General features: G+C 62.8%; 25 protein-coding genes and 1 pseudogene. 14 read left to right on the top strand and 12 right to left on the bottom strand.

The window, feature by feature from the left end; all coding sequences use genetic code 11:
- Positions 1-94: 94 nt before the first annotated feature.
- The 4 genes from NVU01S_RS42955 to NVU01S_RS39060 form a co-directional block, all read right to left on the bottom strand.
- Positions 95-1,381, bottom strand: coding sequence for a hypothetical protein (locus NVU01S_RS42955; RefSeq protein WP_156161811.1), 1,287 nt, complete (start codon positions 1,379-1,381; stop codon positions 95-97).
- Positions 1,382-1,842: 461 nt separating this feature from the next.
- Positions 1,843-2,031, bottom strand: coding sequence for a hypothetical protein (locus NVU01S_RS39070; RefSeq protein WP_209444852.1), 189 nt, complete (start codon positions 2,029-2,031; stop codon positions 1,843-1,845).
- 108 nt (positions 2,032-2,139) lie between these two features.
- Positions 2,140-3,087 (bottom strand): helix-turn-helix domain-containing protein, encoded by a 948-nt coding sequence (locus NVU01S_RS39065; protein WP_043677760.1) that lies wholly within the window; start codon positions 3,085-3,087, stop codon positions 2,140-2,142.
- A gap of 326 nt (positions 3,088-3,413) precedes the next feature.
- Complete coding sequence (locus NVU01S_RS39060) at positions 3,414-4,328, bottom strand: RNA polymerase sigma factor (RefSeq protein ID WP_043677698.1); 915 nt, start codon at positions 4,326-4,328, stop codon at positions 3,414-3,416.
- Positions 4,329-4,884: 556 nt separating this feature from the next.
- On the opposite strand from NVU01S_RS39060, the pseudogene NVU01S_RS39055 reads away from it, so the two are divergent.
- A pseudogene (locus NVU01S_RS39055) lies at positions 4,885-5,232 on the top strand (IS701 family transposase); the annotation flags it as partial.
- 209 nt (positions 5,233-5,441) lie between these two features.
- On the opposite strand, the gene NVU01S_RS39050 reads toward NVU01S_RS39055, so the two are convergent.
- On the bottom strand, positions 5,442-7,145 hold the full coding sequence (locus NVU01S_RS39050; RefSeq protein WP_156161810.1) for a hypothetical protein: 1,704 nt from the start codon (positions 7,143-7,145) through the stop codon (positions 5,442-5,444).
- Between the two features lie 320 nt (positions 7,146-7,465).
- Here NVU01S_RS39050 and NVU01S_RS43880 point away from each other — a divergent pair, with 320 nt between their 5' ends.
- Both NVU01S_RS43880 and NVU01S_RS42950 read left to right on the top strand, forming a co-directional pair.
- Positions 7,466-8,143 carry a site-specific integrase gene (locus NVU01S_RS43880; RefSeq protein WP_156161809.1) on the top strand — a complete coding sequence of 226 codons (678 nt, stop codon included), beginning with the start codon at positions 7,466-7,468 and terminating at the stop codon, positions 8,141-8,143.
- Positions 8,144-8,686, top strand: coding sequence for a site-specific integrase (locus NVU01S_RS42950; RefSeq protein ID WP_082032286.1), 543 nt, complete (start codon positions 8,144-8,146; stop codon positions 8,684-8,686).
- A gap of 473 nt (positions 8,687-9,159) precedes the next feature.
- Here the strand turns inward: NVU01S_RS42950 and NVU01S_RS39040 are convergent, their stop codons facing one another.
- A complete protein-coding gene (locus NVU01S_RS39040; RefSeq protein WP_043677691.1) occupies positions 9,160-10,086 on the bottom strand; it encodes an inositol monophosphatase family protein in 927 nt (308 codons plus the stop codon).
- Positions 10,087-10,107: 21 nt separating this feature from the next.
- A complete protein-coding gene (locus NVU01S_RS39035) occupies positions 10,108-11,181 on the bottom strand; it encodes a hypothetical protein (RefSeq protein WP_043677689.1) in 1,074 nt (357 codons plus the stop codon).
- A gap of 482 nt (positions 11,182-11,663) precedes the next feature.
- Here NVU01S_RS39035 and NVU01S_RS39030 point away from each other — a divergent pair, with 482 nt between their 5' ends.
- Genes NVU01S_RS39030 through NVU01S_RS39020 form a run of 3 tightly spaced genes read left to right on the top strand, consistent with a single transcriptional unit; the run spans position 11,664 to position 14,592 of the window.
- Positions 11,664-12,914 carry a glycosyltransferase family 4 protein gene (locus NVU01S_RS39030; RefSeq protein ID WP_043677688.1) on the top strand — a complete coding sequence of 417 codons (1,251 nt, stop codon included), beginning with the start codon at positions 11,664-11,666 and terminating at the stop codon, positions 12,912-12,914.
- A complete protein-coding gene (locus tag NVU01S_RS39025) occupies positions 12,911-13,948 on the top strand; it encodes a phosphoenolpyruvate carboxykinase (ATP) (RefSeq protein WP_043677757.1) in 1,038 nt (345 codons plus the stop codon). The genes NVU01S_RS39030 and NVU01S_RS39025 overlap by 4 nt, the downstream gene beginning before the upstream one ends.
- 8 nt (positions 13,949-13,956) lie before the next feature.
- Positions 13,957-14,592 (top strand): hypothetical protein, encoded by a 636-nt coding sequence (locus NVU01S_RS39020; RefSeq protein ID WP_209444851.1) that lies wholly within the window; start codon positions 13,957-13,959, stop codon positions 14,590-14,592.
- On the opposite strand, the gene NVU01S_RS39015 is transcribed toward NVU01S_RS39020, so the two are convergent.
- A complete protein-coding gene (locus tag NVU01S_RS39015; RefSeq protein WP_156161808.1) occupies positions 14,579-15,547 on the bottom strand; it encodes a phosphotransferase family protein in 969 nt (322 codons plus the stop codon). The two genes, NVU01S_RS39020 and NVU01S_RS39015, sit on opposite strands and share 14 nt — an antisense overlap.
- Before the next feature lie 41 nt (positions 15,548-15,588).
- On the opposite strand from NVU01S_RS39015, the gene NVU01S_RS42945 reads away from it, so the two are divergent.
- A complete protein-coding gene (locus tag NVU01S_RS42945; protein WP_082032285.1) occupies positions 15,589-16,059 on the top strand; it encodes an NUDIX domain-containing protein in 471 nt (156 codons plus the stop codon).
- 58 nt (positions 16,060-16,117) lie between these two features.
- On the opposite strand, the gene NVU01S_RS42940 is transcribed toward NVU01S_RS42945, so the two are convergent.
- Entirely contained in the window at positions 16,118-16,489 is a 372-nt protein-coding gene (locus NVU01S_RS42940) for a DUF397 domain-containing protein (RefSeq protein WP_082032284.1), read from the bottom strand.
- A gap of 9 nt (positions 16,490-16,498) precedes the next feature.
- A complete protein-coding gene (locus NVU01S_RS39005) occupies positions 16,499-17,356 on the bottom strand; it encodes a helix-turn-helix domain-containing protein (protein WP_043677682.1) in 858 nt (285 codons plus the stop codon).
- A 388-nt stretch (positions 17,357-17,744) separates the two neighbouring features.
- Between NVU01S_RS39005 and NVU01S_RS39000 the strand changes: the two genes are divergently transcribed.
- The 5 genes from NVU01S_RS39000 to NVU01S_RS38980 all read left to right on the top strand — a co-directional run bounded on the left by NVU01S_RS39000 (position 17,745) and on the right by NVU01S_RS38980 (position 21,702).
- Entirely contained in the window at positions 17,745-18,713 is a 969-nt protein-coding gene (locus tag NVU01S_RS39000) for a hypothetical protein (RefSeq protein WP_156161807.1), read from the top strand.
- A gap of 643 nt (positions 18,714-19,356) precedes the next feature.
- Positions 19,357-19,716, top strand: a complete 360-nt coding sequence (locus NVU01S_RS38995; RefSeq protein WP_156161806.1) for a hypothetical protein — start codon at positions 19,357-19,359, stop codon at positions 19,714-19,716.
- 10 nt (positions 19,717-19,726) lie between these two features.
- Positions 19,727-20,233: an NUDIX hydrolase gene (locus tag NVU01S_RS38990; RefSeq protein WP_052281077.1), complete on the top strand. Its 507-nt coding sequence runs from the start codon at positions 19,727-19,729 to the stop codon at positions 20,231-20,233.
- Between the two features lie 108 nt (positions 20,234-20,341).
- Complete coding sequence (locus tag NVU01S_RS38985; protein WP_043677671.1) at positions 20,342-20,794, top strand: DUF4254 domain-containing protein; 453 nt, start codon at positions 20,342-20,344, stop codon at positions 20,792-20,794.
- A gap of 53 nt (positions 20,795-20,847) precedes the next feature.
- Entirely contained in the window at positions 20,848-21,702 is an 855-nt protein-coding gene (locus NVU01S_RS38980; RefSeq protein WP_043677669.1) for a hypothetical protein, read from the top strand.
- 198 nt (positions 21,703-21,900) lie between these two features.
- On the opposite strand, the gene NVU01S_RS42935 is transcribed toward NVU01S_RS38980, so the two are convergent.
- Positions 21,901-22,545, bottom strand: a complete 645-nt coding sequence (locus NVU01S_RS42935; RefSeq protein WP_082032283.1) for a uracil-DNA glycosylase — start codon at positions 22,543-22,545, stop codon at positions 21,901-21,903.
- 291 nt (positions 22,546-22,836) lie between these two features.
- Between NVU01S_RS42935 and NVU01S_RS38970 the strand changes: the two genes are divergently transcribed.
- Both NVU01S_RS38970 and NVU01S_RS38960 read left to right on the top strand, forming a co-directional pair.
- The gene (locus NVU01S_RS38970) at positions 22,837-23,301 is read left to right on the top strand and encodes a Het-E N-terminal domain-containing protein (protein ID WP_043677753.1); all 465 of its coding nucleotides are present in this window, start codon (positions 22,837-22,839) and stop codon (positions 23,299-23,301) included.
- 125 nt (positions 23,302-23,426) lie between these two features.
- Positions 23,427-25,253, top strand: coding sequence for a tetratricopeptide repeat protein (locus tag NVU01S_RS38960; protein ID WP_082859558.1), 1,827 nt, complete (start codon positions 23,427-23,429; stop codon positions 25,251-25,253).
- A gap of 375 nt (positions 25,254-25,628) precedes the next feature.
- Here the strand turns inward: NVU01S_RS38960 and NVU01S_RS44425 are convergent, their stop codons facing one another.
- Positions 25,629-25,982 carry a peptidase inhibitor family I36 protein gene (locus tag NVU01S_RS44425; protein ID WP_043679081.1) on the bottom strand — a complete coding sequence of 118 codons (354 nt, stop codon included), beginning with the start codon at positions 25,980-25,982 and terminating at the stop codon, positions 25,629-25,631.
- Positions 25,983-25,999: the final 17 nt, after the last annotated feature.

Genomic DNA, 25,999 nt, shown 5'->3' with positions numbered 1-25,999 from the left:
GACACCGACTCCTACCGGCTCGCCCGCATCGTCCTCCACAACACCGCTGCCACCGCTGCGCTAGGCCGAATTCGTCGCACGGCGGCAACTCAGATCATCTGGGTTGCCGCCGCTTCGGCGACGTACTTCGTGTGGGGGTGTTTGTTTCGGCGGATGGCAAGGAGAACAGAGCGGGGTCGTCGTCAGCGCCTGCGGTATTGAGGGCAATGTGTTTGACGGATCGCTTCTTCGAACTGCGTTCGCGAATCCGCTTCTGCCGCTGATTGGGTGTCTCTTGGCTACGTTCTGTACCGATCACGGCATCGTGACCTGCCCTGACCCGCTCAAAAACAAAGGCACGCAACTGTTCCACTGTGACTCCGATCGTGCCAGCCAGACCGTGTTGAACCAGTTCGATGAATTGGGTACTTACGAGGTGGCGTGGGACTTGCGGATACCCGAGCATCCTCCCCGGCGATCCGTCACTGCGCTTTCGACCACTGAGCGTGCAATCGTGCCGTAGCAGAAGCCGGATGTACGAAACGGGCAGGTACATTCCCGGCGACAGGCTGTCGCCGCGGTTATTCTGATTACTCGGCCAGTAGGCGAGCTTCAGAAAACAGGGATCAATTCCAAGTCGCCAATCTTCAGGTCGAGCAGGCTGCTTGCTGAGGCGTGAAACCGCTTCGAGTCGCTCGAGCTGGTCCATCAGTCTTGAATCGACTGACATTGTGCGCGTGGCAGCATCTAGGCGCTTGTACTGAACGAGCATGAAGCTCGCCGTCGCTTCATGGTAATAGATCATGTCTGTACCTAGACGTTTTTCGACGTCCGTGGCATTAACGTTTGCGACCTCCAGTCTCCGCCCTGCCGTGTCCTCAACGACATGAATATCGCATCTGAAACTGGGGTCGCCGCCCCATTCGTCAAATATGCCGCGATCAGTGACGGAAACCCTTGAGTCGTGGTCGATCAAACTGTGCTCCACCGGTTCCGGAATGAGCCCAGCCAGGTAGGGTGCATGTGGCGAAGTAGGGCGTCGCCAGGCGCTAAAACTCGCTGGCGGGACGTCGAAGATGCGCGCGATAGTGCCGACCGCATCTCGCTGTTCCTGCCAGGCGCGGTCTGCGGCGTCGTCGCTTCGCAGGACAGGAGGTTCGGCAAGCGCGCTCAGCCACTCAAGGATCGGCGCCAGATCTGGTCGCGTGCGCCGCAGCGTTGAATCCAGCGCGTACCAAGCCGAGCGATCAAATGCGCCGACACCATCGCCATCAAGGGATACCGCCCTATCAATCTGCTCGCGGGCTTCCGCGGGAAGCATCCGAAGGATGCCACGAGCTCCATCTAGCGGTATGGGCTCCCGACACTCTCGAAGATGATCAATGGTGATGCTGTCGTCCACCGCGCCTACTGTGCCCCGATGAACCGCAACACCTAGCCAGACCAACTCCCGATTCCGCTTCTTCGCGGACTCATCCTGGATAACCAGTACGAGCCGTAGGTTTGCCGCACCTAGACGTCCCTTGCGGTGTGATTTGGTCAGGCGCTGCGTTGTTACAAGATCCGGCCTGATGCCGGAAAGCTCTGGTACAGAGAGTGTTACAACAAAGACCACACACGAGAGCGTAGCGCGTCTGCCCTTCAGATTTCGGTAGCAGCAGCTCGACCAACTCCCACTGCTTGTCCGCCAGAACCTGATACCGATCTCGCGCGAGCATCGCCACGGCAACCACGATGCACGATCAGCCCTCCATGCATCAATGCCATTGGGAGACACAACCTAGTGGTCACTCGCGCACGCCGCCGCAATCGAGATGCTGTTCTCGTACAGATGGTGCCGGGTGATACGGCCGTCTTCGACTGTCAGGCGCAAGGCGAAAGGACCGTCGAACGATTTGCCGGCGGCGCGCACGGTTGCGGCGAGATGCCGAAGAGGACGGCGTCCGTTCCGTCGACCAGAAAGGTCTCGATACCGGCTCGAGCGTCCTCGGGAACCACGTAGGCCATCAACTCGTCGAACTGCGCCGCGCATTCAGCAGCGGTGCGGCGCACTGTCGATTACCTAGAAGGTAAAGCGGCGCACACCACCGAGACCCCTTCTCGCGCTTCGCCGGAGCGTGCGCCACTCGTGAATCGGGAGCCGCAGAGTAGACCGCCTGTTTACATCTGCGCCGCAGCGGCGATCAGCCGGGCGCGTGACTGCTCCGGCGTATCCGCTTGCAGGACAAGTTGGTTCATTGCTGCGCGGTAGGTTTCGACGTCCTCCTGACGGTCCAGGTACAGCGCAGCCGTCAAATGCTCGAGATAGACGATCTCGGGCACTTCCCGCTCAGCGAAGCCGAGCATCGTAAATGAGCAACCCACCGCCGCGTGGCCACCAGACCGACATGTCAACACCTGGATTATCACGTTGCGCTTGGTCGACATCGCCACGAGATGCTCGAGTTGCTCGCGCATCACCCTCGTGCCGCCGACCGGTCGATGCAGCACGGCCTCATCCAGCACCGCCCATAGGATCGGCCCGCCCGCTGCATCCAAGATCTCCTGACGTTTGCTGCGCAACTCCACTCGTCGCGCGGTTCGGACGTCGATCTCCCGGCCGTGACTTCGTTGCTCTACTTGCGGCGTCGCCGACGCGTTGTCGTGGGCCACCGCGATAACGGCACGGGCGTAGTCCTCGGTTTGCAGCAGTCCCGGAACCAGTTGGCCTTCAAATGTTCTGATCGTCTGCGCAGCGCTTTCCAATCCGATGTAAGTCTCGAACCCGGACGGCAGCAAATCGCTGTATCGATGCCACCAGCCCGGCTGGTTGGCCTTGCGGGCCAAATCCAGGATCGTCGCCCGCTGATCGGAATCGGTTACTCCATACAGGGTCAACAGATCCATGAGATCGCGTTCCTTGAACCCGGCCCGACCGAGCTCGAGCCGACTGATCTTGGCATTCGAGCTGCGGATATACTCCCCCGCTGCCTCCTTTGTGATCCCACATCCTTCACGCCATCTGCGCAGCTGACCACCGACAGCCAGCCGCAAAACCACAGGGCCACCTTCTCTGACACTCGAATCGACGAAGGTGGTTTCCGCTGCTCGACGCCGCGCAAACTGAATATTGAGAAGGGTTGATATCCGATGCTGGCCGTCGACGATCGAACTGCTCAACGGGACCACTTCCAGCTCCTCTGTCAGGGCGGCATCGCGTGGACGCTTGGGGGAGTCTGCCTGCGGGGCGGGCGTCGTGGCTGGCACCAGATCCTCAACAGTCTTCCCGATGCGCCGTTGCGGTTCCGCAAGGCCGCGGATGTGCACAAGGTCCGTGCGGCTGGTCCGCTGCTGCAACTGACGAGCACCGGGTGTTCCCAGCGATGACCGCTCAATCAGCACGCGGATATGGGCGAGATCAGCAGGTGTGGCCGGATTCGTGTCTTCGGATCGGTTCATGACATCCTCCTCGTCACTGTCACCCGATCGATCCATTCGTACTTTTCCTTGAGCCGTGCCCATCGTTGTTCGATCGCCTTTTTAGTCGTCCCGGGATTCAACTCAGCGATCTCTGCTGCGGTGTAGCCGCTGACTTTGCCCCAGACAATCGCGCGTTCCAACTCCGACATCCCGTGCAGCGCATTGCGGATGGTCGCATTGTTGATCGCGGTTGTCTCGGGGTCTGGATACGGTGTGGCACAGAGGAATGTGCCGAATCCATCGTCGGCAAGCTCATCTGGATCGAAGTCCGCGTGGCCGGTGGACAGGAACTGGTCTCGTCGTCGGAGCTTGCGAAATTCATTGGCGAAGGCAAATACGCAGGCACCGACGAAGTAGGTGGTCAGACTCATGCCACCGTCGGGTTTCCAGCCAGTGCCGGCTTGGAGCGCGCGCTGGACTTTCACCAGGGCTGCCGCGATCGCTGGGCGCACGAGTTCAGCACGATAGGTGGGCTCACCGGCAAGGCGGCGGCGTTCTCGCTGCGTCGCGGGCGGCATCAAGCGAACCCCGTGGTCGCGCAACACCTGGAAGACCCGACCGTATTGGGACCATGCATCCAACGTCGCGGCACTGTATCGGATAAGCGAATCGGCGAACAGATCCCATGCTGGGCCAGTGAAGCGGAACTTCTCGAGTGCCGCAAGCAACTCGTCGTCGGCGTTCAAGCGTTCGCGCGTCTCGTCGGGCGTCGGCACGATGGCCGTTGAATCCAGGACGTAGTCCACCCGGGCGGCCGCTCTGAGTTGCGCATCTTCTTGCGCGTCCGGAGGGACATCGAAGTCCTCTGGGTGCTCACCCGAACACGGTTGCGGATGAGCGGTGTCCGGTGACCCCCACTCCGACATTGGCGCATCCTCAGACGCGGCCATCGGCTTCCTCCTCGCCGCGCGCTCGACACCACACCCGGCCCGTGCCCGGTGTTCGACCCGTCGCGGCGGCTACGCGCGGACGCCTCCCTTCTAGGCGCCTCGGCGCCGCCAGTTCCCCGCCCGCCAACGAAACACCGATTCCTCGTCACCGCGAGGAATCGTCAGCTCCGGGCCGCCTACAACGTTCGGCGAAGGGCGAGAAAGGAATCGCATTGCCGAACACGTTCTACCCCAACATAATCGACAAGGCGATATCGTGATCAGCCTGGTGACTGGCGCGGGTACTGCTGCCACGATCCTCGGGTCGATCCTATGGTGGCTACACGCTGACGGCCCCGCCCGGCTCTGCGCCGGATTCGTCGCGGTCTTCCACCCGGCAAAAGACCGTCGAGCCGATGCGCGCGCGGTCCTGGCCGCGACCAAACGACGACGGCGTTGAGGAATCTCGCGAACCGATTCGGCCGCGCGGCCCCGTGCGGGGATTGTACGGGGCCGCTTGGTAGACTGGGTGATGTCGGTCGACTCGACCATCGTGGGAGTGCATCAGCACGGCGTCGGCCCGGGGTGGCGGCGCTGGCTGCTGGCCCACCGGTCGCTGACCCGCAACGCCAAGAGCGGGCTTGAGATCGCCTACTACCTGTGCGGTGCATCGATCGGCACAAGCGACGCCGAGCTCATCCGGGTCGCCCGTGCCCGCTGGTCGGTCTGCTTCCAGACCGCGAAAACTGAAGTCGGCCTCGACCAGTATCAGGTCCGCCGCTACGACGCCTGGTATCGCCACATCACCCTGGCGATGCTGGAGCACACCTACCTCGCCGTTACCGCCATTATCTCCCCAAAAGCGTTAGCAGCGGCGTCATTCCACCCACACCCGGTGAAATCAAGCGTCTCCTGGCGCACCTGATCACTCCCATTTCGGACCTCGCCGTGCTACGGCGCTGGTCGACCTGGCGGCGACGACACCAACACCACTCCAACAAGCCCACTACCAGCGAAGACAGGCACAACATCACGAAATGCGGCTGGAATATGCCGGGCTCAGTCGCCCGCCCGCAGGACCACCGCTGCCGGGGAGATCGGCATCCGCCCGGTTCTAGTTGTCTCGATGCGTATCTACGTACACCAGTTTCGTGCCCATCGCTGTTTACGCTCGCGGTCACGGGCGATCCAATCCCGGCCCTCGGTAGCCACCGCTTCCAGGACCCGTAGGGCGCTGTCGAATCCCGCAGTCGAGATCGAGCCCAAGTCTTCAGGATCGTCGTCCCATCCGGGCGGTTCATCGCTCGTCGTTCGTCCACTTTCCCGGACCTCGGCGATGCAGGTGCCATTGAGGAGGATCAGCCGAAAGACCCTGTCACCGCGACTATCCACTGCGGTTCGACCATCTGCCCGAAACCTACGGACCCCCTTCTCCGTGGCAGAAGCCGAAGCCACCGCATCGTAGGTGCACATCTGGTGTTGCTCGTTTCGCATGTCTCCGGTGGTGAGGTCCAGATAGATACGCGTGGTTCGCATTCCGTACTTGGTCAGCAGGAAGATGTAGACTACATACCTCTCGTACCGTGGCGGCCCGCCGGTGATCCTGCTCCTTCGTGCGAAGAGAGCCCGTTCGGTCAGCACAACGTAGGTGACCAGGTCACGCTCGCGAAGATTCGCTCGCAGCAGCGCCTCGTTCTTGAGATGTGCCTTGTCCAGGGCCAGCCAGCGTTCCATCTCCGGATCGCTGGGCCGGTCGGCCAGAACCTGGAGCCATCGCTGGTACGCGGACCACTCGTCGGCGAAGACAACCTCGGCATCCTGAGCGAGCAGGTGCTGTGCCCTGGACACGGAAAAGATCCGGACGATGCCGCTGATGCCCCACCAGCCGCCAATAGCAAGCAACGCCCAGTACCCGCCGACGACGAACGGCACAGTCACGACGACCACCCACAGGATTGCGCCGATAGTCCGCAGGTTCGATGCCCGCTGCGCCACGGCGGAGCGCGCAGCCGGGTAGTCGATTCCTTGACCGAATCGCCAGACATGCCACTGGATCAGCCACTTCACCTCAGTAGGGTGGCACCCGGACATGCCGTACTGCTGCTGCAGCCTGCGCTTGAGATATCCGCGGTAGCCTGCGCTGATTTCCTGCAAAGCACCGGGATTCCCTTGCCTGAAACACTGGTCGACCATGTTGTCGAACACCGTTTCCTGCTGATACGTCTGCGGCTGGTGGTGTGCCCACACGCTGTGAACATGCCGCATATGGGTTTGCCAAACAATCATACAACGCCCCGCCGCGTAGGCCCCCACCACGAGGAGCGCTGCGCTCACAACGGCGCTGGCCCTGATCCCACCGGCCAGCATGATCACGATCGCCAAAAGCGTTGCAGCCGAACCGAGCACGGCATCGCGCAGGTCGGCGGCGGTGGACGGGGCAGGTGCCGTCACCCATCTCCCAGGCTGCCGCGGATCGGCTTCGAAGAATTTCCAAGCCCGCTCGACGCGGTCACCGCTCATCCGTTCCACAGCGACCTGGTATTTGCGTGCACCGGTGAGCCACTCCTGCTCGGCACCGCTGAGAATCAGGCTCATATGCCTGACGATCTCGTCCTGGCGGTCCGCGCTCAGCTCGCCGAACATCTTCAGTGCGGTGGCGAGATCGGCCTCGATAGCCCCTTCACTGAACTCCGCATGGGCGTAACGCAACAGCTTGTCGATATCGTCGAGCGCTTCTAGCCACTCGTCTCTGGTTTGTCCTGCCGCCGCGCTCATGGCAATGCGGATCTCGCCCGACAATAGGTTCCGAGGCCAGATACGCATCGCGGTCGAAGACATCGACAACGCCATGCGCCCGGTGCAGTGAAGAAGTAGCCACGCATTGGTCGTCGATACAATCTGGCACGTATTTGGCACGAAAAAAGCAGGTCGCCGCTCTCTTAGCGTTGACCTGCTGTTTCTTGGTGGTCCCAGCTGGTTTCGAACCAGCGGTACATCAACTTCCAATGAGGCATAAATCCCGGCACTTTGTGGCTTCTACCTGCATGCTAACCTAAAACGCCTCCGTGCACACACGGGCAATCTTGCGCCCGAATAGGCTACAATTCTGCACGTATTATGCACTAATTCGCATGCCCGACAGGGACAGGAGTCGCGCAATGCCAGCAAAGAGACCCACGCGTACCCGCCGAGCCTTCGGCATGATCCGAAAACTTCCGTCGGGGCGATGGCAGGCGAACTACACCGGCCCCGATCTCGCCATCCACAAAGCGCCCCATACATTTCCGACAGAGGAAAGTGCCCAAGGCTGGTGCGCAGATGAGCGGAAGCTCATCGACCTCGGCATCTGGACGGCCCCAGCCACTCGTGACGCCCCCGCGGGAAAACCTCCACCCGCGATACTGTTTGGCCCGTACGCCAAGAAGGTCGTCGCAACACGCGTGTCCCGCCGCGGCAAGCCGCTCGCACGCCGCACCGTCGACAGCTACAACTACCTTCTGCGCGACCACATCAACCCCACGTTCGAGTTGACACCGCTCCCCCAAATCACCCTAGAGATGGTCCGCGACTGGTACAGCACCGTGTCCCGCGTCCGCCCCCGGGGAAAGAAATTCAAGGGCGACAAGAAGGATGTCGATGTGCCGACCACTCGAGCTCGGGCATACGAGGTCCTCCGCATGGTGCTCAACGTTGCAGTCGACGACGGTCTCATCGAGAAAAATCCTTGCCGCATCAAGGGCGCAACTGCCGTAGAACCGGCACACGACGCGACTGTTCTGGCTCCGACCGAGATAGATGCACTCACAGCGGCGATGCCTCCCGAGCTTTCTGCATAAATCCTGCTCGCTGCGTGGTGTGGCCTGCGCCCCTCCGAAACGTTCGAACTGCGGCGCCGCAATCTGAATGCGGACTGCTCGCTGCTGACCGTCGCCCTGGCCGCGACATACCGCGAAGGAAAGATCGTCATCGACCGCCCGAAATCCGGATCGAGTGGTGATGTCGTGATTCCCGACCACATTCGCGCTGCCATCCGCCAACACCTTCGGGCATATGTCGGCCCAGACCCCGACTCGCTACTGTTCCCGGACCCCAACACCGGCAAGACGATGCGGGAATGGATCTATCGCCGCATCTTCGACGCGGCATGCGCAAAGATCGGCCGCTCCGGATTTCGCCCCGGCGAACAACGACACACCGGAGGCACAGTCGCAGCGCAAGCTGGCGGCACGCTGCCCGAAGTCATGGAACGACTGCGCCACAAGACACCACAAGCAGCAATGCGCTACCAGAAGATCGCCGCAGGCCGAGCCCAGACACTAGCGGCAAACATCTCGAAGCTAGCCAAAGAAAGCAGCACGAGAAGCCAAGACGAGGACTGATCGGTTTAGTCGCATTTCGATTCTGACCACAGGTCCTCGAAGGAATCCACCGTTATACCGGGTCCCCGCGTGCGCGGGGAGCACTCCCACTTGGATGCCATGAACCAGGCTGTGCTCGGATCATCCCACGTGCTCGGAGAGCACGCTTCTTTACCTTGCGATTCTCAACCGAATCCCCGTATCTCGATCGGTCTCCGGATGGTCAACGTCCAGCCCTCGGCGACTCTGGTCCGCTGGACCTGCCCAAAAGAGCGTGTTTCCTGACGCTGTCACAGACCAGGACACCCAGCGCGCCAACTTAGTTCAAGTCGACTCCGTCGTGGGCTCTCACCCAAGGCCGTTGGCCATCGACCGCGTCGAGCACCCGGACGGCAAATCCTGGCACCATGGCGTCTTGGACTTCGTGAGCGATCTGACCTCAACCGCCTTTGTATGTCAAAGAGCTAGCACGCCGCACCATGTCGCCGGACCCGTCAGTGCAGCTTGGTGTGGATTTCTCCGGCGAGGTGGGGGTTTCCTGCGGCGATGAATCGCTGCCGCTGGCTCATCGCTGTTTGGATGTCGGTCATCGAGGTGAGGTCGTAGTCGAGGGTGAGTGGGGATCCCTGGAGGTCGGTGACGGTGCCTCCGGCGGCGTGGAGGATGAAGTGTCCGGGTGCGAGGTCCCAGATCGCGAAGCCTTTGGAGAATTCGATCATGGCGTCGGTGAATCCGGCGGCGACATGGCATAGGCCGATGGAGCCGAAATCGACGCCGATACGTCCGCGGGTTTTGCCGTCTTCGGATTCGGCGGCAAGCGCTTCGAGGAACGGTTGCTGGGTCGCGAGGGGTCGGAAGCGTTGTTCGGGGCGCATGAGGTAGTTGGTGACGAGCACTTCGGGCAGGCGGGCTTGGGAAGGTCGATTGAGTGGGTGGGGGTGGCCTTCTCGGGTGAGCAGGAATGCGCGGTCGGCGCCGGTGTGGTCTTGGGCGGCGAGGTAGAGCTGGATGTGGTGGAAGATGTCGCCGACGACGGCGGCGATGGGGCGGGCTTGTCGGCGTGAGTAGACCAGGACGTGGGTGTAGCCGTAGAGCCCACGCACGGCGAGTTCACTGGTGTCGAGGGGGTCGACGAGTACGCACAGATCCGGGTCGGGATCGTCGCCGATGACTTCGGGGTCTGCTTCTTCTGATGCGTAGACGAATGACGGCAGATGCTCTTGGAGAAGCTGTTTATAGCGTTGGTGCATCCACAGGTCGTAGTCGGAGAGGAAGTTGTCGCAGTGGCGGAGGTTTTCGTTCTCGCCGCGGTCGCCGCTGAGCGCTGCATGGATGAGTCGAGGCCGGATGTCGTCCATGGCTTGACGGACGATGCGGGCGAGATGTTGGGCGAGTTCGGGGATAGCGCTGGGTTCGGTCACTTGGTGGTGGCCCTTTCGCGGTTAGCGCAACTCGAGTGGGGGTTCGATTCCTGGCGGGCTCATCGTGGCGGCGATGAAAATGGCTTCGAAGCCGGCGGCGTGCATGATTGCCGCGCCGGTGAGGTCGTCAAAGCCGGTGACATCGAGGTCGCGGTCCTTGGTCATGGCGCCGAAGACCGCGAAGTAGAGCTCGGCACCGGGATAGCGGTCGCGCAGTCGGCGTGCGAGGTAGCCGATGACGTCGGCGTGCTTGACCTCGAAGTCGCAGACGACGATGGTGGGTTCTGTTCGGGCAGCAGGGAAGTGGGAAGCGTCGTCGAGATCGATGCCGTCTCGGATTTTGTTGCAGCGTAGGTACCCGATCGGGCAGCGGGAGAATCGATCCGAGGCGAGGAAGGTCGCCATGACCAGGCCGGCCTCGTTGATGCCGAAGCAGATGTCGACGTCGAGGCGCTTGCCGACGTTCTTGATCTGCGCAGCCAGTCGTTGGATGCCGAGGCCGAAGGTATGCCAGGTCAGATCCAATAGCTGGCCGGGGCGCGGGTTGGGCAGGGTGTAGACGCAAATTTCGGAGTTGCCGTATTCGATCGTCGGCACGGTGAGAGCGAACTCGCTCGCCACCTGGGTGGCTGGGTCGGTCGCGAGGTGCTCGGCTGAGCGAGTGAACGCGAACGGCTGTGCTGGCGCGAGGCTTCGGCTCGCGGCGGGGCGGGCGCTGAACTGTTTGAGGGAGAGTTGGTCTTCGATCGGGAGTCGTTCGTAGGCTTCGGCGATCAAGATTGCCGGGGAGATCGGTTCCTCGGAGACACCGAGCGGACCGCGGCCGTACGCGGTGCACAGGATCAGCAGGCTGGGCAGTGAAGGTGGCGATCCTTGGCCTCGCCCGCGTGCCCAGCTTTCCCAAGCGTTGATGGTGGTGCCGCCGAGGCTGGTCTGGTGGCCGGTGACCTCGTTGTAGCGTGCGGCAGCATTGTCTTGGGACAGTCCAGCGGCGTAGCGATGCGCCTGAAGGCTCGGCACCTCAGGGTGTTGGGCCATCAACTCGGCCGCGGCCGAGGTCACCGAGCCCAGTTCACTCCACAGCTTGCGGCCCACAGCAGCCATTGTCCGGCCGCGCGCTTGAGGGCTGAGCTGGCGGTTCGACCGTCTGGAGTTCCTGTCCGGCGGGGTTGCCGAGGCTTCCACAGGGTGGCCTTTCCGAGCCGGAGACAACGTGGGCGCCCTCAGATTACCCATCGCAATGGGCAAAGTCGGGCCGAATAGAACTGCGGCACAGTTCACGGTTACCCACAATTCAGGCGGCCGTCGAACGGTCACACAGGTGTCTGCCAGTACCCGGGAATGCGATGGTGGACGACGAAGTAGCGAGCCAAGGTCAAGAGCTGAATGACTGATGGGGTTCCAGTCGCCGGAAGCTGAATTCATTTGGCTGCAACGGAATTCACGCTAGGTTCGGCCCCTGAGGAACCCTGGCGCCCAGCTTCGAACTTGAGAACACGTCCGAAAAATACCTTCCTGCAACAGGTTAGGAACAGTCAGTTGTTGCCTGAATGTCTATCGAAGCACGAGGAGGCGTCGTGAACGTGCCGTCTCCGAACCTGTTGTTCTTGCTTGACTCCCCGAACATCGAGCGCGGATATGCGCTCGCGGGCACGCCGGCAAGAGTGCTTGCGTTGGCCGAACACACGCGGCGGTCGGGTGCTCAGGTGACGTTGGCCTTGTGCGATCGTGGCAACGATTACTGGACTGCGTCGGATTGGCCCATCGATGTCGTGCTCGTGCATCCGCACGACTACTACGACCCGGCGGTACTGGCCGGGGCGATTGGGGTCGAGGTCGATGTGGTCGTGGTCTGCGAAGCGCAAGCGCTCCTCGTGGTCGGTCGCCCCCTGGCGGATCGGCTGCACGCGCGGCTGCTTTACGACGTGCACGATGACGATGCGGCGTTGGCGCACAGTTTGCAGGAACCGCTTGGTGAGATCGCCCGCCTGGCTCGAGTGCAGCGCAGGGCTTTTGACGTCAGCGATTTCGTGATCGCTTGCGCAGAAAGAGAACTCATACTCGCCCTTCGCGCAGATGTCCCTCCCGAGCGGGTCGAGCTGGTTCCGAATGGAGCCGAACCCTCCTCCTACTGGGGACCGAGCTGGAACAGCCAACGGCTGGTCTTCGTCGGGAATCTGTTCTATCGGCCGAATCAGCTTGCGATCGAACATCTTCGCGACCGAGTCCGGCCGAGGTTGCGTGAGCTGTGCCCGCAGGCCCGGGTCCAGGTGATCGGCCGCGGGCCAGCCGCCCTTACGCGTGATGAAGCAGGGCTCGAATTCCTCGGCCCCGCACCATCAATCGAGATGGCATTACGCGATGCGACATTGGGATTGGCACCGCTGACTGCCGGAGCCGGTTCGAAAATGAAGGTCCTCGACTACATGGCCGCCGGTCTGCCAGTTCTGGCGACCACTGAGGCAGTGGCTGGTCTGCCGCCAGCACATCCCGGTGTCGTCGTCGACGACGACCTGGACCGTTGGGCGATGCGGATCGCGTCCCTGATGAAGGACCCGATGCTGCTCGACGACCTCGGCTTGGCCGGACGTGGCACCGTGGAGGATGAGCTGTCATGGCATCAGATCGCAGCGGAGCTGGTGCATCGTTGCCGCATCTGGTTGCCGATGCCTGCACGCGATCTGGCGCTGACCGAGCCCGGTCGGATTGCGGCACCGCGGTGGCGATCCGAGCACGCCGCACAGGGCGCGCTCGGCACTCCTCGCCACACGGAACCCGGTCGCGCAGTTCACATGTCGTCAGTCCCTGCATGGAGTGGTCGGCGATGACAGCGCAGCTTCTCGACCTCGCGGGCTGTCGGTGTGCGGTGATCGCCAGCAACGCGGTGGCCGACCGAATGCGAACCTACCTCGCTCCATTCGTCATCGCGCGAACTGACCGGCAACCGGACGTGACCGTGACAATCGCCTGCGACTCGCATGCCATCGACGTTGCCCGCCGACTGTTCACCGCCCGGCAGCCTATCAGTTGTCGAACAGCCCACCCAGGAAACCGCTACCTGGTCTGGACCGTCGACGACCACGAAATCCTGCTACCGGAGTGGACATATGACCACATGATCGACACCGTGCCGGGCTCGATCGCCGTGACCGGCGACGACTGCGACATCGCAGCGAAGATCGGGACTAGGGTCATCCGCCAATTGCTCATGCGCGGCATCGAAAACCGTTGCGACGGAGTCGATGTCCATGCCGGATCAGTCCTGGCTGGCGACGCCGGCGTACTCATCGGAGGGAAGCCCGGCTCCGGTAAAACAACCATGCTGACCACGTTGCTCGAACGCCACGCGGCACCGATCGCGGGTGACCGCACGATGGTCACAGCGAACGGCCGGAGCTGGCAGGCGACGGCGGTGCCGTTGGCATGGCGGTTCACCCCGCAGGGCCTGGCTGGATCTCGACCCTTGGCGCAGGCATTGCCGCGCATGACACCTGCACGGGGGCCCGCTCTGGTAGACGGCAAAGTTGAACTCACACCGGAAGAAGTCGGTCAGGTCTTCGGCCGCGCACCGGCCCCGTCCGCCGCTATCGGCCATATCGTCGTCGTCGCACGCACAGCCGAGCCAGCACCCGCACTCATCGATGGATGGCATCTGCGCCGGCATCTGGATTTCGGTCGCGAGGACGCACTCGCGACTGACTGGCTGAATCTGTTCCCGCACAACGATGAACAGTCCCGCGCGAATGAAGGCCATTGGTGGGCAGCACTCGCCTCCTCGGTGCCGGTGCTGGCGTTGACCTGGACCGATACGGCGCAGCTACCTGAACTCGCCGACACGATCTGGGCTTGGATCAACTCATGAGAGGATGTGTGATCGCTGGGGTCTGGGGAGCGGGCAAAACCTCTGTCTACCAACGTATCCTGGCGCACCTGGTCGACGCCGACTGTCAATCGGTGCTGGCAGTGCCCCAGGCGGCGACGATCACCACCCACACCTACATGGACGCCAGCGTGCCCAGCAAGGCCGACGGAATCTTGTCGTGGCTCCGGGAGCTGACAACCTTCCTCGAAGACGCCGATCGCCGCTTCCGCTCGAGCACGCTGCCCGACCACCGGTTCGCACATCAATGGACCCCGACCGCGGTTCTGGAATGCCTGGCGTTCGACGTGCCTGTCTATCGACTGCCGATTGACCGAGCCGAATTGCTCGATCACGAACAACGTCTGACCGATCTCGGCCTCCATCTGATCGTGCTGCGCGTACCCGAGCCGCAAATCCAACTCCAGTGCATCGAATCGACGCGACAGTACAGAAGCCCGAAATGGGCTCGCTACCTGGAAGAATTCGGCAAGACCGATGCTCTGCGAGCCGAATATGTCTGCCATGCCCAGCGCCGACTGATGTCATGGGTGGCGACGTCGCCGCTGCCATGCACGGTGATCGACACGACAGACAGCGATTGGGAAGCCTACGCCACGCACGCCACGAAGGTCATCCTTGACTGAGCGCAAACCAGGCATGTTCTGCGCCATCGGAATTCAGCCACGCCCGCAAGCGGCGCGAGTAGTCCTCGAACATGTCACGGTCGCCGACCTGTGCCCAATAGTCGACTCCGCTGATCAACTCCAGCCCCGTCGCCACCGAAATCCGCGGTTCCCACCACCGCGGCCACCCAGCCACCGAAGCGGAGCCATCGGCAAAAGCTCCCGCCCAGTCGCAGCGCTGAGCGAACATCCACATCGCAGGTTTGACAAAGTCCATCACCGGGTCGACCCAACGCAGGTGTTCGAGGTCCAGCAGCCGCAGGAACCGACCGTCAGGATCGACCAGAATATTGGGAAGGAACAGATCCAGATGTGCCGCGGCCGGCCTCACCTCAGCCAGTTCAGTTGCCAAACCGCACAACAGATCAGCCGCCGACCCCAGCAACCGCGCGGTCGTCGAATCCACGACGGTCGACTCGACGAGGCTGTGCGCGCGCACCTCGACAACTTCAGACCAGGTCCCAGGACCTGCTCCGAGACCGGATACCGGATCACCGAATCCAGCGACTGCGACTCGGTGCAACCGCGCGGCCGCAGCACCCGAATCACGCATCAACTCCCGCATAACGGAAGCGCCCAACGACGGTGCCGCCTCTTCGGCGTCGATACCTGCCACAAACTCGAGCACCACCAAAGGCCGGTCGCCGACCGCAGGACACGACTCCGCGAACGCCACCAACGGCGCGACAGGAGCGTCGTGCTCGCAGAGTCGCCGATGCTCGGCGAGGCGCTGCGCCAGCGACGTGCCCAGCCCAACCAGCACCTTGCACACCAGCATCCCCCGCGCCGACGACATCACCCACGACACATGATTACGCCCCTGCCGAAGGGGCCGGACAGGAAACACATGACCAACATCGGGAACGACCTGCCGCACGCCACGTGCCGCATCCTCAGCGGTAAGCTCCGAAATCACCCATTCACCGTACGAGTCACCTCCGACAAGATTGGGCCCAGATGAGCACCGCCACAACCGAAATCATCGCCCGCGCAGTCATTCGTGACGGTGACAAGCTGCTGGTAGCACGTGAACGCGGCAAGAAATGGGTGTTCCTACCCGGCGGGCACGTAGAACCAGGCGAACCAGTCGAAGCCGCACTCATCCGCGAAATCGCCGAAGAACTCGGCACCGGTGCCACGGTCCTCGGCATGGTCGCAGTGATCGAGCACGGCTACGTCGATGACGATCGAAACACCCGGCACGAAATCAACTTGGTCTTCGACGTCGCGCTGGACGGACAACCCCTAAGCCAGGAACCACATCTGGAATTCGACTGGCTACCGACAAATCAGCTCACCACCACTGACTTACGTCCCGGCGCGCTGAGGGAAGCCATCCACGCCGATGCACGATCCACTTGGCACAGGTGGACCGGTCACTCTCGGCTTCGCGACACTGAGTCCCGCCCCACTCCGGGAGATGGCTAACTCTTGCGGAAGACCGGCCATCCGCTCGTACGATGTGCAGGGCAACCGCACATCTCGCCTACGCAGCCGTGAACTCTCCGTCCGAAACGCCGGAAGTAAAAGCTGTCCACTCTCCAGCAGTGAAGGTCAGGGTGGTTCCGTCCGCTCCGCGGACCGTCACGTCCCCTGAAGGGTGAGGCTCAATGGATGGGGTTTTGCGAGCGATCCCGGAGGTCGGAGTCGTCGCCGAGGCGAGAAAGGCCGGCCAATCGGAATCAGGTATCTCTATCACTGGCTGATCTGCGCCATCACCAGCCGCGGTTCGCTGAAATTTGGTGTCGCGCATCAGCACCCGCTGCGTCGCCGGATCGAACGCGATCTCGACGCATTGCCCACCGTTGGTTCCGCTGTAGCTGGAGGTCCGCCACGTCAGACGGTCCCGGGAAGTCATTCCATGCTCCTACGCTCGTTGCAGACGATCGACATGTTCCAGGATGACCTGAGCAGACTCATCTGCGGACAGGGCCAACGTTTGGAGTCGATCAGCAATCAGTTTATACAGCGCGACTTGATCAGGGTCTTGCACGTACAGCGACCCGGTTTGGTATTCGATGTAGCCGAGGCTCTGCGCTTCGGCGAAACTCAGCAGCGTGAAGTCCCCGTCGAGGCCGACGTGTACCGCCGTGGCTTTCGGCATCACCTGCAGCTTGACGTTGGGTCGCTGTGTCAGGTCGAGCAGGTGCCGCAGCTGCTCGATCATCACCTCTGGCCCGCCGACGAGCCGCGTGAGGGTGTCTTCCTCCACGACGACCTCCAGGTCCAGTGGACTCGCTTCCGACGTCAATCGCTGGCGTGCCATTCGCGCCTTGATGGCTTGCGGCAAGTCCAACGGCGCGATCTGCAATCCTCCGCTCAGGAGCGCGGCGGCATACGCCTCAGTCTGGAGCTGACCCGTGAGAGTCATTGCCTGATAGGTGAATTGACTTGCGGCCAACGCTTCAAGACCGGCGAAGGTACGGAACCAGTCAGGCAGCACGTCACTGTACGGAGCCAGCTGGGTTCCGTCGTCTGCTCTTCGCACCAGTGATTCGATGCGACTGATCTGGTCTTGGTCCGCGCCGTAAAGCCGCATCAGCTTGGCCGCCTCCTCGGGCTGTTGCTGATATTTGCCGGTCTCCATGTTGTTGATCTTCGGTTGCGTACATCCCAGCTCCTGGGCCGCAGCTGCTTGACTGACGCGTGCGCGAAGCCTCGCGCTTCTCAGCTCATGGCCGATCAGAAATCGCAGCGCGGACGGGTGCGAGCGGCTGACGGTCACAGTCGTTCCTCCAGCGGGTTAGGGACACCCCAGTATTCACCACGCCGAGTCTACCCAGCCTTCGCTACATATCAGCTATTGTATGTGCTTATATATTTGCTTATGATATGCAGAACATAGATCTACTGCGGACACGATCGGGAACGAGGATCAGCGATGGCTGCTCTCCAGCGCTCGACACAGATAGTCGGCAATCGAACCAGACGCCGAGACCGACTCGTCGGCGCGATGGACTGGATCGCCGCCGGTTCAGATACACCGTGTGAATATCAGCCCTTCACCAGAAGTGCTGTGATGCTGAAAATTCTGCCTCGCAACGCAATTGCATCAGATCACTTAGCGCTCGGGGTCCAACCCAAACTGAGCGCAGCATTGGGCGGAGTAGTCGATGCCCACTGAAATTTTCGGTTATATGCAACTGCCGTTGGTTGGGGCTCGGCGCACGGAGGCGGAGGCGCAGATGGAGGCGCTCGCCGCGAGGTGTGGTGGCAGCATCCGGGGTCGCGTGTTCTGCGAGGTAGGTTCGCCGGTCACCGCGTTGTGGTCGTTGCTCGCTGCGCTGGACGAGTGTTCGGGCCCGGGAATCATCGAGGGGCTCCACGAGATCGCGGCGAGGGAAGGTGTCGACGTATCCCGACTGCTGACGGCGCCGCCGCCGACACCGGCGTTTACATCGATGCTGGACGCGTTGTCACAGTGGGGTGGGGTGTATGTGATCGCGCCGTCACCACGTCATTTCGACGGCCTTGGGTACCCGAGAAACGTTGTACTGCAAAGGATTTTGCGGACCGATCCGGAGGTATCGGTCGAGTACGTGCACCCGATCTCGATACCGCTTGTGGTACCGCCCAAGCGCGACACGGAAACGCTCGCTCACGAGGGTGACGAGGATTTGGACGAGGACCGGCCGGTGGAGCTGGGGGTCGAGCAGGTCGATGCGTATGGCCTGGCACTCGAGGTCATACGGCTCAGCGCCCACCGCTACCTCACCCGCGCCGGACTCGGAGATCTGGTCGAACAGGTCGACGCACTCCTCACCGAAGTAGTCAATGCGGCAATACGTTTCACCACCCGCACGAATCAGGCACCTCAGGCGAACCGGCTGACGGTGCGCTGGCTGCGCTACCCGGTCCGGTTGATCGTCATGGTCGAAGAAACCCGCGACCATGCCGACGAGCCGATCAGCGTCGCACTGCAAAACCTGTGCGATCGCCAGCACGTCGCCGAAGTGAGCCGCGACCGCGGAGAGGACGGGGGCACGGTCACCTGGTTCGACCTTCCCCTGCCTCGCTACCGGCTGCCCGGCGACGAACCGCGCCCGCGATGTAGCGGCCGTTCCGCGAGGAGCCGTTCGTGATCCGGCGTGCGTATGCGATTGTGCGCCTGGATCATTCAGGCCCGGCCACCGACGCCCACATCGCCGCACTCGAGGACCTAGCTGTCGAGCTCGGAGTCGAGTTGGACGGTGATGTTCTTCTGACGCAATCAGATTCGGGTTTCTGCCTGCTGCTGGCAGGGCTCGACTTCGAAGTCGTCAATGTCGTACTGGTGGCTTCGATCACCCACGTCGCCGGGTGGCTCGATGTCTTACGACACAGAGCAGAGGTGTGGACCGCGCTGCCCCGGCGGCGATGGCCGCGACTTACTCGGCCGCCCAGTCCATGTGTATCCGTTCGCGGGCCGATGTAGCGGGCTGGGGTGGTCGCGATGTCGCAATGTCATCTGACTGTCTGTTTCTACGACGGGCCGGTTTTGCACTACTGCGGTGAGGAATGCGCCGCTGCTGCGTTCGCTCGCGCGGCCTACGACCAGCATCTGGCCGTGGTCTGGATCGATCACAACCTCACGGCAGGGCTGAAACCTTTTCCTTGTCAACGGTTGTGGATGCCTTAGCCCCCTATCGGAAAGTGTGGTGAGTCATGTGTTCTGTCGAAGTAGCCGAGCCAGCGACCCAGCGTATATCGTTTCTGCCAGGTGCCGAGCTGGCTATCACCGCGACCGTGCCTCTGGACAGACGCCCTATCGTGCAGGCGGTCGAGGACGCGGTCTGGTTCTGTGAGCATTGGGGCGTTCAGTACTACGCGGCGTTGGTCGCCCAGACCACCAAGTTGCTCGTCTCCGATGTCGTCCACCGCAGTTGGTTCGAAAGCCAGCCCTGGCTACGCGCCAGCGCGGTCACCGTACGGATCCGGTGGACCGACCCAGCCACTTTGGTGATCGAGGCTTGGGACCTGCCCGCCACCCGACCAGAACACGATCCTGCTGCCCGGCGGTATCGGCTTTATCGAATGACACGACTACGGGTCGGCAACCCCCTGCTCCAGAAGGGCGCTTTCCCGTCAGGCGGCCACGATGTCTGAGGTACCGGACTTGCGCCTGCTCACCAGCGCCGCACGGCGCGATGGTATCGAGCAACTCTCGGTCGCTGTGGTGGTCCGCCACGACGGCAAAGTGCTGCTGTTGCGTCGCCCCGTCGTGGATAAGGCGATCGAAGGCGAGTGGGAAATACCTACCGGCGCATTAGATCTCAGCGAGGACTTGTCTTCAGCGATCATCACGCTTGTTCGTACTGCGACCTGTCTGCGCGCCGGGTCGATCACGCAAGTACTGACCCAACTCGACGGCGCCGCCAGCGATTTGGGCACAAGGCAGCGGCTGGTGGCCTTCGTTGTCGATGTGGCGGTGCCGGAGCCGATCGAGGTGATCGACCATGACGCCTACACCTGGACCAGCCTGGTCGCCGAGACGCCGCTGGTCACTGAAACGACCCAGACCGTGCTGGGCCTCTACAGCCGCGCACACGGCATCCACGCTCGACAACGACGCGGCTATCACACGACCGCCACGACTCCCGGCACCGAAGACAAGGAGCGCTGAGATGTTCCACACGCCGCCCATACCCCTGCTCGCTGACAGACGCGGGCAGATCCACCACCTCGGGCCGCCCGAGGCCGGCCGACTCCGCCTACCGCTAGTCCCAGCGCCATGACTGCCCGCCTCGCCGACCCGGCGGAAATCCCCGGTAAAGATCTACTGCTGATGGCGTGTCGCGGTATGCCGCTCATCAGCGCTCACCCGGTCCTCGATGCCGCCGCCGAACTGGCCCAAATCCACGCTGATCTCGAAACCGCCCCAGGTCAAGACGAGCGACTTGCCTGGCATCGGATCCAGCTGGTTCGCGCCATCGACACCTGGGTCCTCGACACCCTCCCCCCTGCACCGACAGCCCCGCTCCACACCGAAACCCTTGGGCAAGTGGTGGATCGACTCGCCCAGTTGACCCATCAAACCTTCGTCGCGCTCGCCTACGCCTCCGACCAACTCTACGAAGACGCCTGGACCCGCCTATGCGATCTCGCCCGCGGCTACCAAGACCTCATCGACGAACTTCGCCACGGCACCCGACGCGTCCCCACCACCTTTCTCGGCCCCTGGTGACCCGCACTAACCCGTTGCCCACCTATCGAGTTCGAGAACCCACAGGAGTAACCATGCCCACCGTGATGCTCGACCATCCCGGATGGAACCGCTCTGAGGACGGACGCGCACACCGCGTCCTCACCGATAACCATCACAGGATTTCGATCGTGACCGCCGAGGACCTCCCCCAGACCCTGTTCATCAACTGCCAACCCGCCGACGCACGCCCCGTGCCGATCACAGTCGGCTACTTCGATCCAGCCACCCTCACCGGCCCGCTCACCCTGACCGCACCATTACGCGCGCTCGGCACGGTCACCCGGCTGGCCAACCCAGACCTGTGGGACGCCCTGGGCGCCGCGCTGCTCGGACAATTCCTGACCCCAAAACATCTGCAACGTTTCTACTACCGGCTGTGTTGCACCTACGGCCGCCGCATCCACACCCCCGACGGCAACACCGGCTGGTTGTTCCCGCGCCCCGACGTGATCGCTGCGCTAGGACGCGAGGACGTCACGGACCTTCTGGTGCGAGTGAAACTCCCTGCCCTGCAACTAGCAGCCGACGCCTATCTCCGCCACGGCGAGCAGTGGCGCGAGTTGCTCGGCTCGGGGGCCCCGGCGGTCAAGCTTGTCGAAGCGATCACCAAAGTGATGCCCCAGCTTGACCGCACGGCGATTGCGCGTGCGGTCGCCGACCACAGCAACGACTTCACCGTCTACCCGATCGACACGACCCTGCGCTCAAGCGTCTGCCGATTGTCCACCCGCCACTCCTGGCCTGTCGACGACGCCGACTTCCACACTGAATGGCAAGCCATGACCGGCGAGCAGCAATCAGTGTGGACCCTACTGGCCCTGGCAGCGGGCACCGACTGCTGCGTGAGGACTCCAACACCTGCCGTTACCGAATCAGCAGAAGGGTAGGCAAGGGAGCTCAGTGACGGGGGGCCCGCCTGGGCGATTTGATCCCCGGCATGGTCACAAGCTCAGCCGAGCATCGACCGCTCCGGTTCGAATGCTCGGTAATGCCGAAGTGCGTACGTGATGTGATCTCCCGGCCGGCATTCGTCAAAGCAAGACCATCACAGCGCGGAGCCGTTCCGCATCGCACTTGGACCGAGCTCAGCGACGAACGGTATCGCTAGGCGACTTCAGCATGAGGGCCAGTTGCGCAATAGCGGCCTCGAAACGCTCCCGAGCAGAGGACGAGGCAAGGCCACGGCGTGAGCAATGTGGCACCCCTTGCGGAAATACGTACAGGCTCCTCCGTACTGCGGCTCGTTTCCATCCATCCTCGGCTGCCCGCCCTAGACAAAGCACGATCTCGAGTTCGGGTAGGAGGTCGACCATCTCTCGTGTCCAACGCGCCCCGCGGCTGCGCTCGGAAGCGGTCGATCCGCCGTTGTCCCGGCTGATCGGGAAGGGGCAGACATTCCAGTGAACGACCTGTGACCAGTCAATCCCGTTGGCGGCGTACGCTTCTCGGCAGTTCTTGGCTGTCCAGTCGTCGTTGTCCAGGCTGAGCAATCCAGAACCGCTGTCCCTGGCGGCTTGGGCCTTTGTCGAAGGGTTGTCCAGCAGCACGAGAACACGAGCGTGGACGCCTCCTTGATCCGGATCGACGTACGGAACGAAACCATGCGGGAGGTTTTCGGCGTCGGCGATGCGATCGGCCAGGTGGTTGAGCGGTGCGACATGAGACTGCCAGATGCGAGACTTCTTCTCGTCCCGAATAGTTCGATCAGCGTTGCGACCCAGCGTCGTCACAGGTGCAGCATGACAGAAGCCGTCAGTGCGCGATAGTCATTGACATCGATCGACGTATTCGAGTATCCGCTACGCCGCTGGTTGGGCGGTGGGCGCAATGAGATCGACTGCGCCGCTGGAAGCCCGGACGTGCCGACTTGCGGACGCACGGTGTGTCCATGGTGGTAGGCAGGTAGGTAGCCGTGCTGTCGGATGATCGATTGATATGTCCGTGGGGTGCTTGCGTGGTGGGATGGGGGTGGAGGATTTCGGGAATTCGTTTGGCAGAGCATAGATTGCGGGGTGGTCGGTATGGATCCGGTGACAGCGGCGGTGGTTGCGGCGATTGCTGCGGGTGCGTTGGCGGGAGCCACGGACACTGCGACCGAGTTGGTGAAGGACGCGTATGCGGGGTTGAAGAGTGCGATTTCGCGCAAGTACCGCGATGTGGATGTGACCGGGGTGGAGCGGCGGCCGGACTCTGAGGCCAAGCGGGAGTCGTTGGCCGAGGACCTCGAAGATGCTGGTGCCGGTGGCGATTCGGAGTTGGCGGTTGCCGCGGCGGCGGTGTTGGACGCCGTGCGGCAGCACGCCCCGCAGGCCGTGGTGGGCGTCGATGTGAACGGTCTCGTTGCTACGGCGTTGGAGATCTCCGATATCGAATCCACCGGCGACGGGGTGCGGCTCGTTGATAGCACGATCGCGGGCGAGGCGAAGATCAGCGGGGTGCGGGCGGGGTTTCAGGGGCCGCCGGACCCTACCGTGACGCGGTCCTGATCCCAGGTACCACCGCGTCACCCGCGCCGGGCACAGGTGCGAACATCTTCACGGGCAACGTCATCCACGGTGATCTCCGCATCAACAGCGCCGGACGCGGGCCGCAAGAGCCGGGGCGGGCGATAGTGGGTGAGATCCCCCAGTTGCCAACCCACTTCATCGCCCGCGTCGAGTTGGATCGGTTGCGGGCGGTGCTGGATCGCTCGCGAGTGGCGGTGGTGGTCACCGGAATGCGGGGAGTGGGGAAAACGCAGTTGGCTGCCTCCATTGCTCGTGATGAAGTCGATCGTGGTGCTGGTTTGGTGGGGTGGATCAGTGCTGAATCCCTCGACTTGGCACGTGCCGGACTCGCGGAGATAGCTCAGCGATTCGGTGTCGCCGATCCCGAGGGTGATTCGGCGGTTTCGGCTCGCCGCCTGCGGGATCATCTCTCGGGTCGTTCAGAGGCGGGGCTGCTGGTGTTTGACAATGCCGTCGACCCGGACAGACTGCGGCCGCTGCTGCCCGCCACCGGCGGGGTCCGGGTCATCGTGACCACGACGGATCGTTCGTTCACCAGTTTCGGTGCCACAGTCGAGCTTCAAGGATTCACCCGTGCGGAATCACGCTCCTATCTCGCCGATGCCACCAACCTGCCCGATGACGCCGACGCCGACCGAGTCGCCGACGTGCTGGGCGATCTTCCCTTGGCGTTGTCGAGCGCGACTGCGACCATCACCAGCCGACGCCTGGACTACCCGCACTACCTGCGCTTGCTGAGCCAGCGACGGCTGCCGGATGTGTTGGCGCGCACGGCAGGCCACGACTATCCGCACTCAGTAGCTCGAGCGATCCTGCTATCCATTGACGCCGTCGAATCAGCCACGGAAAACCCCGACGTGGACGCGATCGTGGCGTGGTTGCTGACGGTGATGGCGATGCTATCGCCTTCCGGGGTGACCAGAACACTGCTGCCGGACCCGCACGGCCACCTCGATGAAGCCATCGCACGCTGCGTGACCGCGTCGCTGATGTCCTGGTCGACCACCGGCGACTCGGTGATCATGCACCGCCTCATCGCCCGGATACTCCGCGAACGCGCTCAATCCGCGAGTGCCACAGAACCTCTCGTGCACAACTCACTAGACGTGATAGTTCCGGCCCTGTTCGACGACGAGGAGGCATGGGTACGCCGCGAGCAGGGAGCACACCTGGCCGAGCAGATCGAGGCGATCTGGGACACCGGACTACCAAAAACCTCACAACCTCAACTACTCGAACAAGTACTCGCCACCCGAACCTGGGCTGTGCACCAACTGATCACTTCCGCCGACACCGCACGATCCCTAACTCTCGCAGAACAAACCCACACCGACTACAACCACCTCCTCGGCCCCGACCACCCCGACACTCTCTCCTCCCGCAACAACCTCGCGTACGCCTACGAGTCGGCGGGGCAGTTGGGCAACGCCATCGCGCTCTACGAAGCCACCCTCACCGATCGCGAGCGGGTGCTGGGAGCCGACCACCCTGACACTCTCACCTCCCGCAACAACCTTGCCGGCGCCTACAGGTCGGCGGGGCAGTTGGGCAAAGCCATCGCGCTCTACGAAGCCACCCTCACCGACTACGAGCGGGTGCTCGGTGCCGACCACCCGAACACTTTCACCTCCCGCAACAACCTCGCCGGCGCCTACGAGTCGGCGGGGCAGTTGGGCAACGCCATCGCGCTCTACGAAGCCACCCTCACCGACTACGAGCGGGTGCTCGGTGCCGACCACCCTGACACTCTCTCCTCCCGCAACAACCTCGCCGGCGCCTACAGGTCGGCGGGGCAGTTGGGCAAAGCCATCCCGTTGTTCGAGTCGTTACTGCGTGATTGCCAGCAGATCCTTGGGGCCGATCATCCGCTCACTGACACTGTCCGCATCAATCTCGCCACCACGCAAGCAGAAACAATCGACGAGCGCTGACCTGCCCGACCAGTGCACCCCCAACTCCGCAGTAGCCCGTCAAAGTAGCGGGTCACCACCGCACATATGCCTAGTCAGCAGCACATCCGCTCATGCCGCTTACGTGGCGACATGAACCGCGTGAGCGCGGTGTTCGAGCTCACGGCGAGTTCTGCGGATCGTGGGAACATCCGTTTGTGGGAATCACGGGAACCTGTAGTGGAGCCTGCGGAAAACCGCATGAGCGCTGTAACGATGAAGTCGCCGCCTGGTCCGTGACCCCGCCCAGCAGCTTTGCTGGGCGGGGCTGTCGTCTGTCTACGTGGGCCGCCGCTCTGCCTGCTCGCCCGCAACCCCAGCTGATGGCGAACGCTGTCGCGTCTCGCCGATTTCGCGTCAGGCCGGCTTCACCGAATGCACCTGAGTGGCGACATCGGCCGGGACGTTGAGTTGTTGACCGGGGCCGCTCCGGAAGATGACGCCGCCGCGATAGTTGTACTCGGTGAACCCGTCCCAGTATCGGCCGGTACGGTTCCACTTCGAATAGGCTTGGGCGTCGATGTTCTGCAGGCGTAGATCGGTGGAGCCGAGGCGGAAGTAGGCGATTCGCCCGCCCCCGTTGGCGGCGCTGAAGAGGCAGAAATGCCCGTTCGGGCAGCGGTCGTATCCGGCGGCGGCTTGGGCGGGGACAGCCAAGCCGGACATGCCGAGGACCAGCAGGGCCGTCACGGCGAGTTCGCGCAGTTTCATCGTCTTCTCCTGTTTCT

Origin of the sequence: Nocardia vulneris, from assembly GCF_001613425.1 — a bacterium.
Taxonomy (GTDB): Bacteria; Actinomycetota; Actinomycetes; order Mycobacteriales; family Mycobacteriaceae; genus Nocardia; species Nocardia vulneris.
Note: the sequence above shows the minus strand (reverse complement) of the source record. Positions and strands in the feature narration are given on the sequence as shown.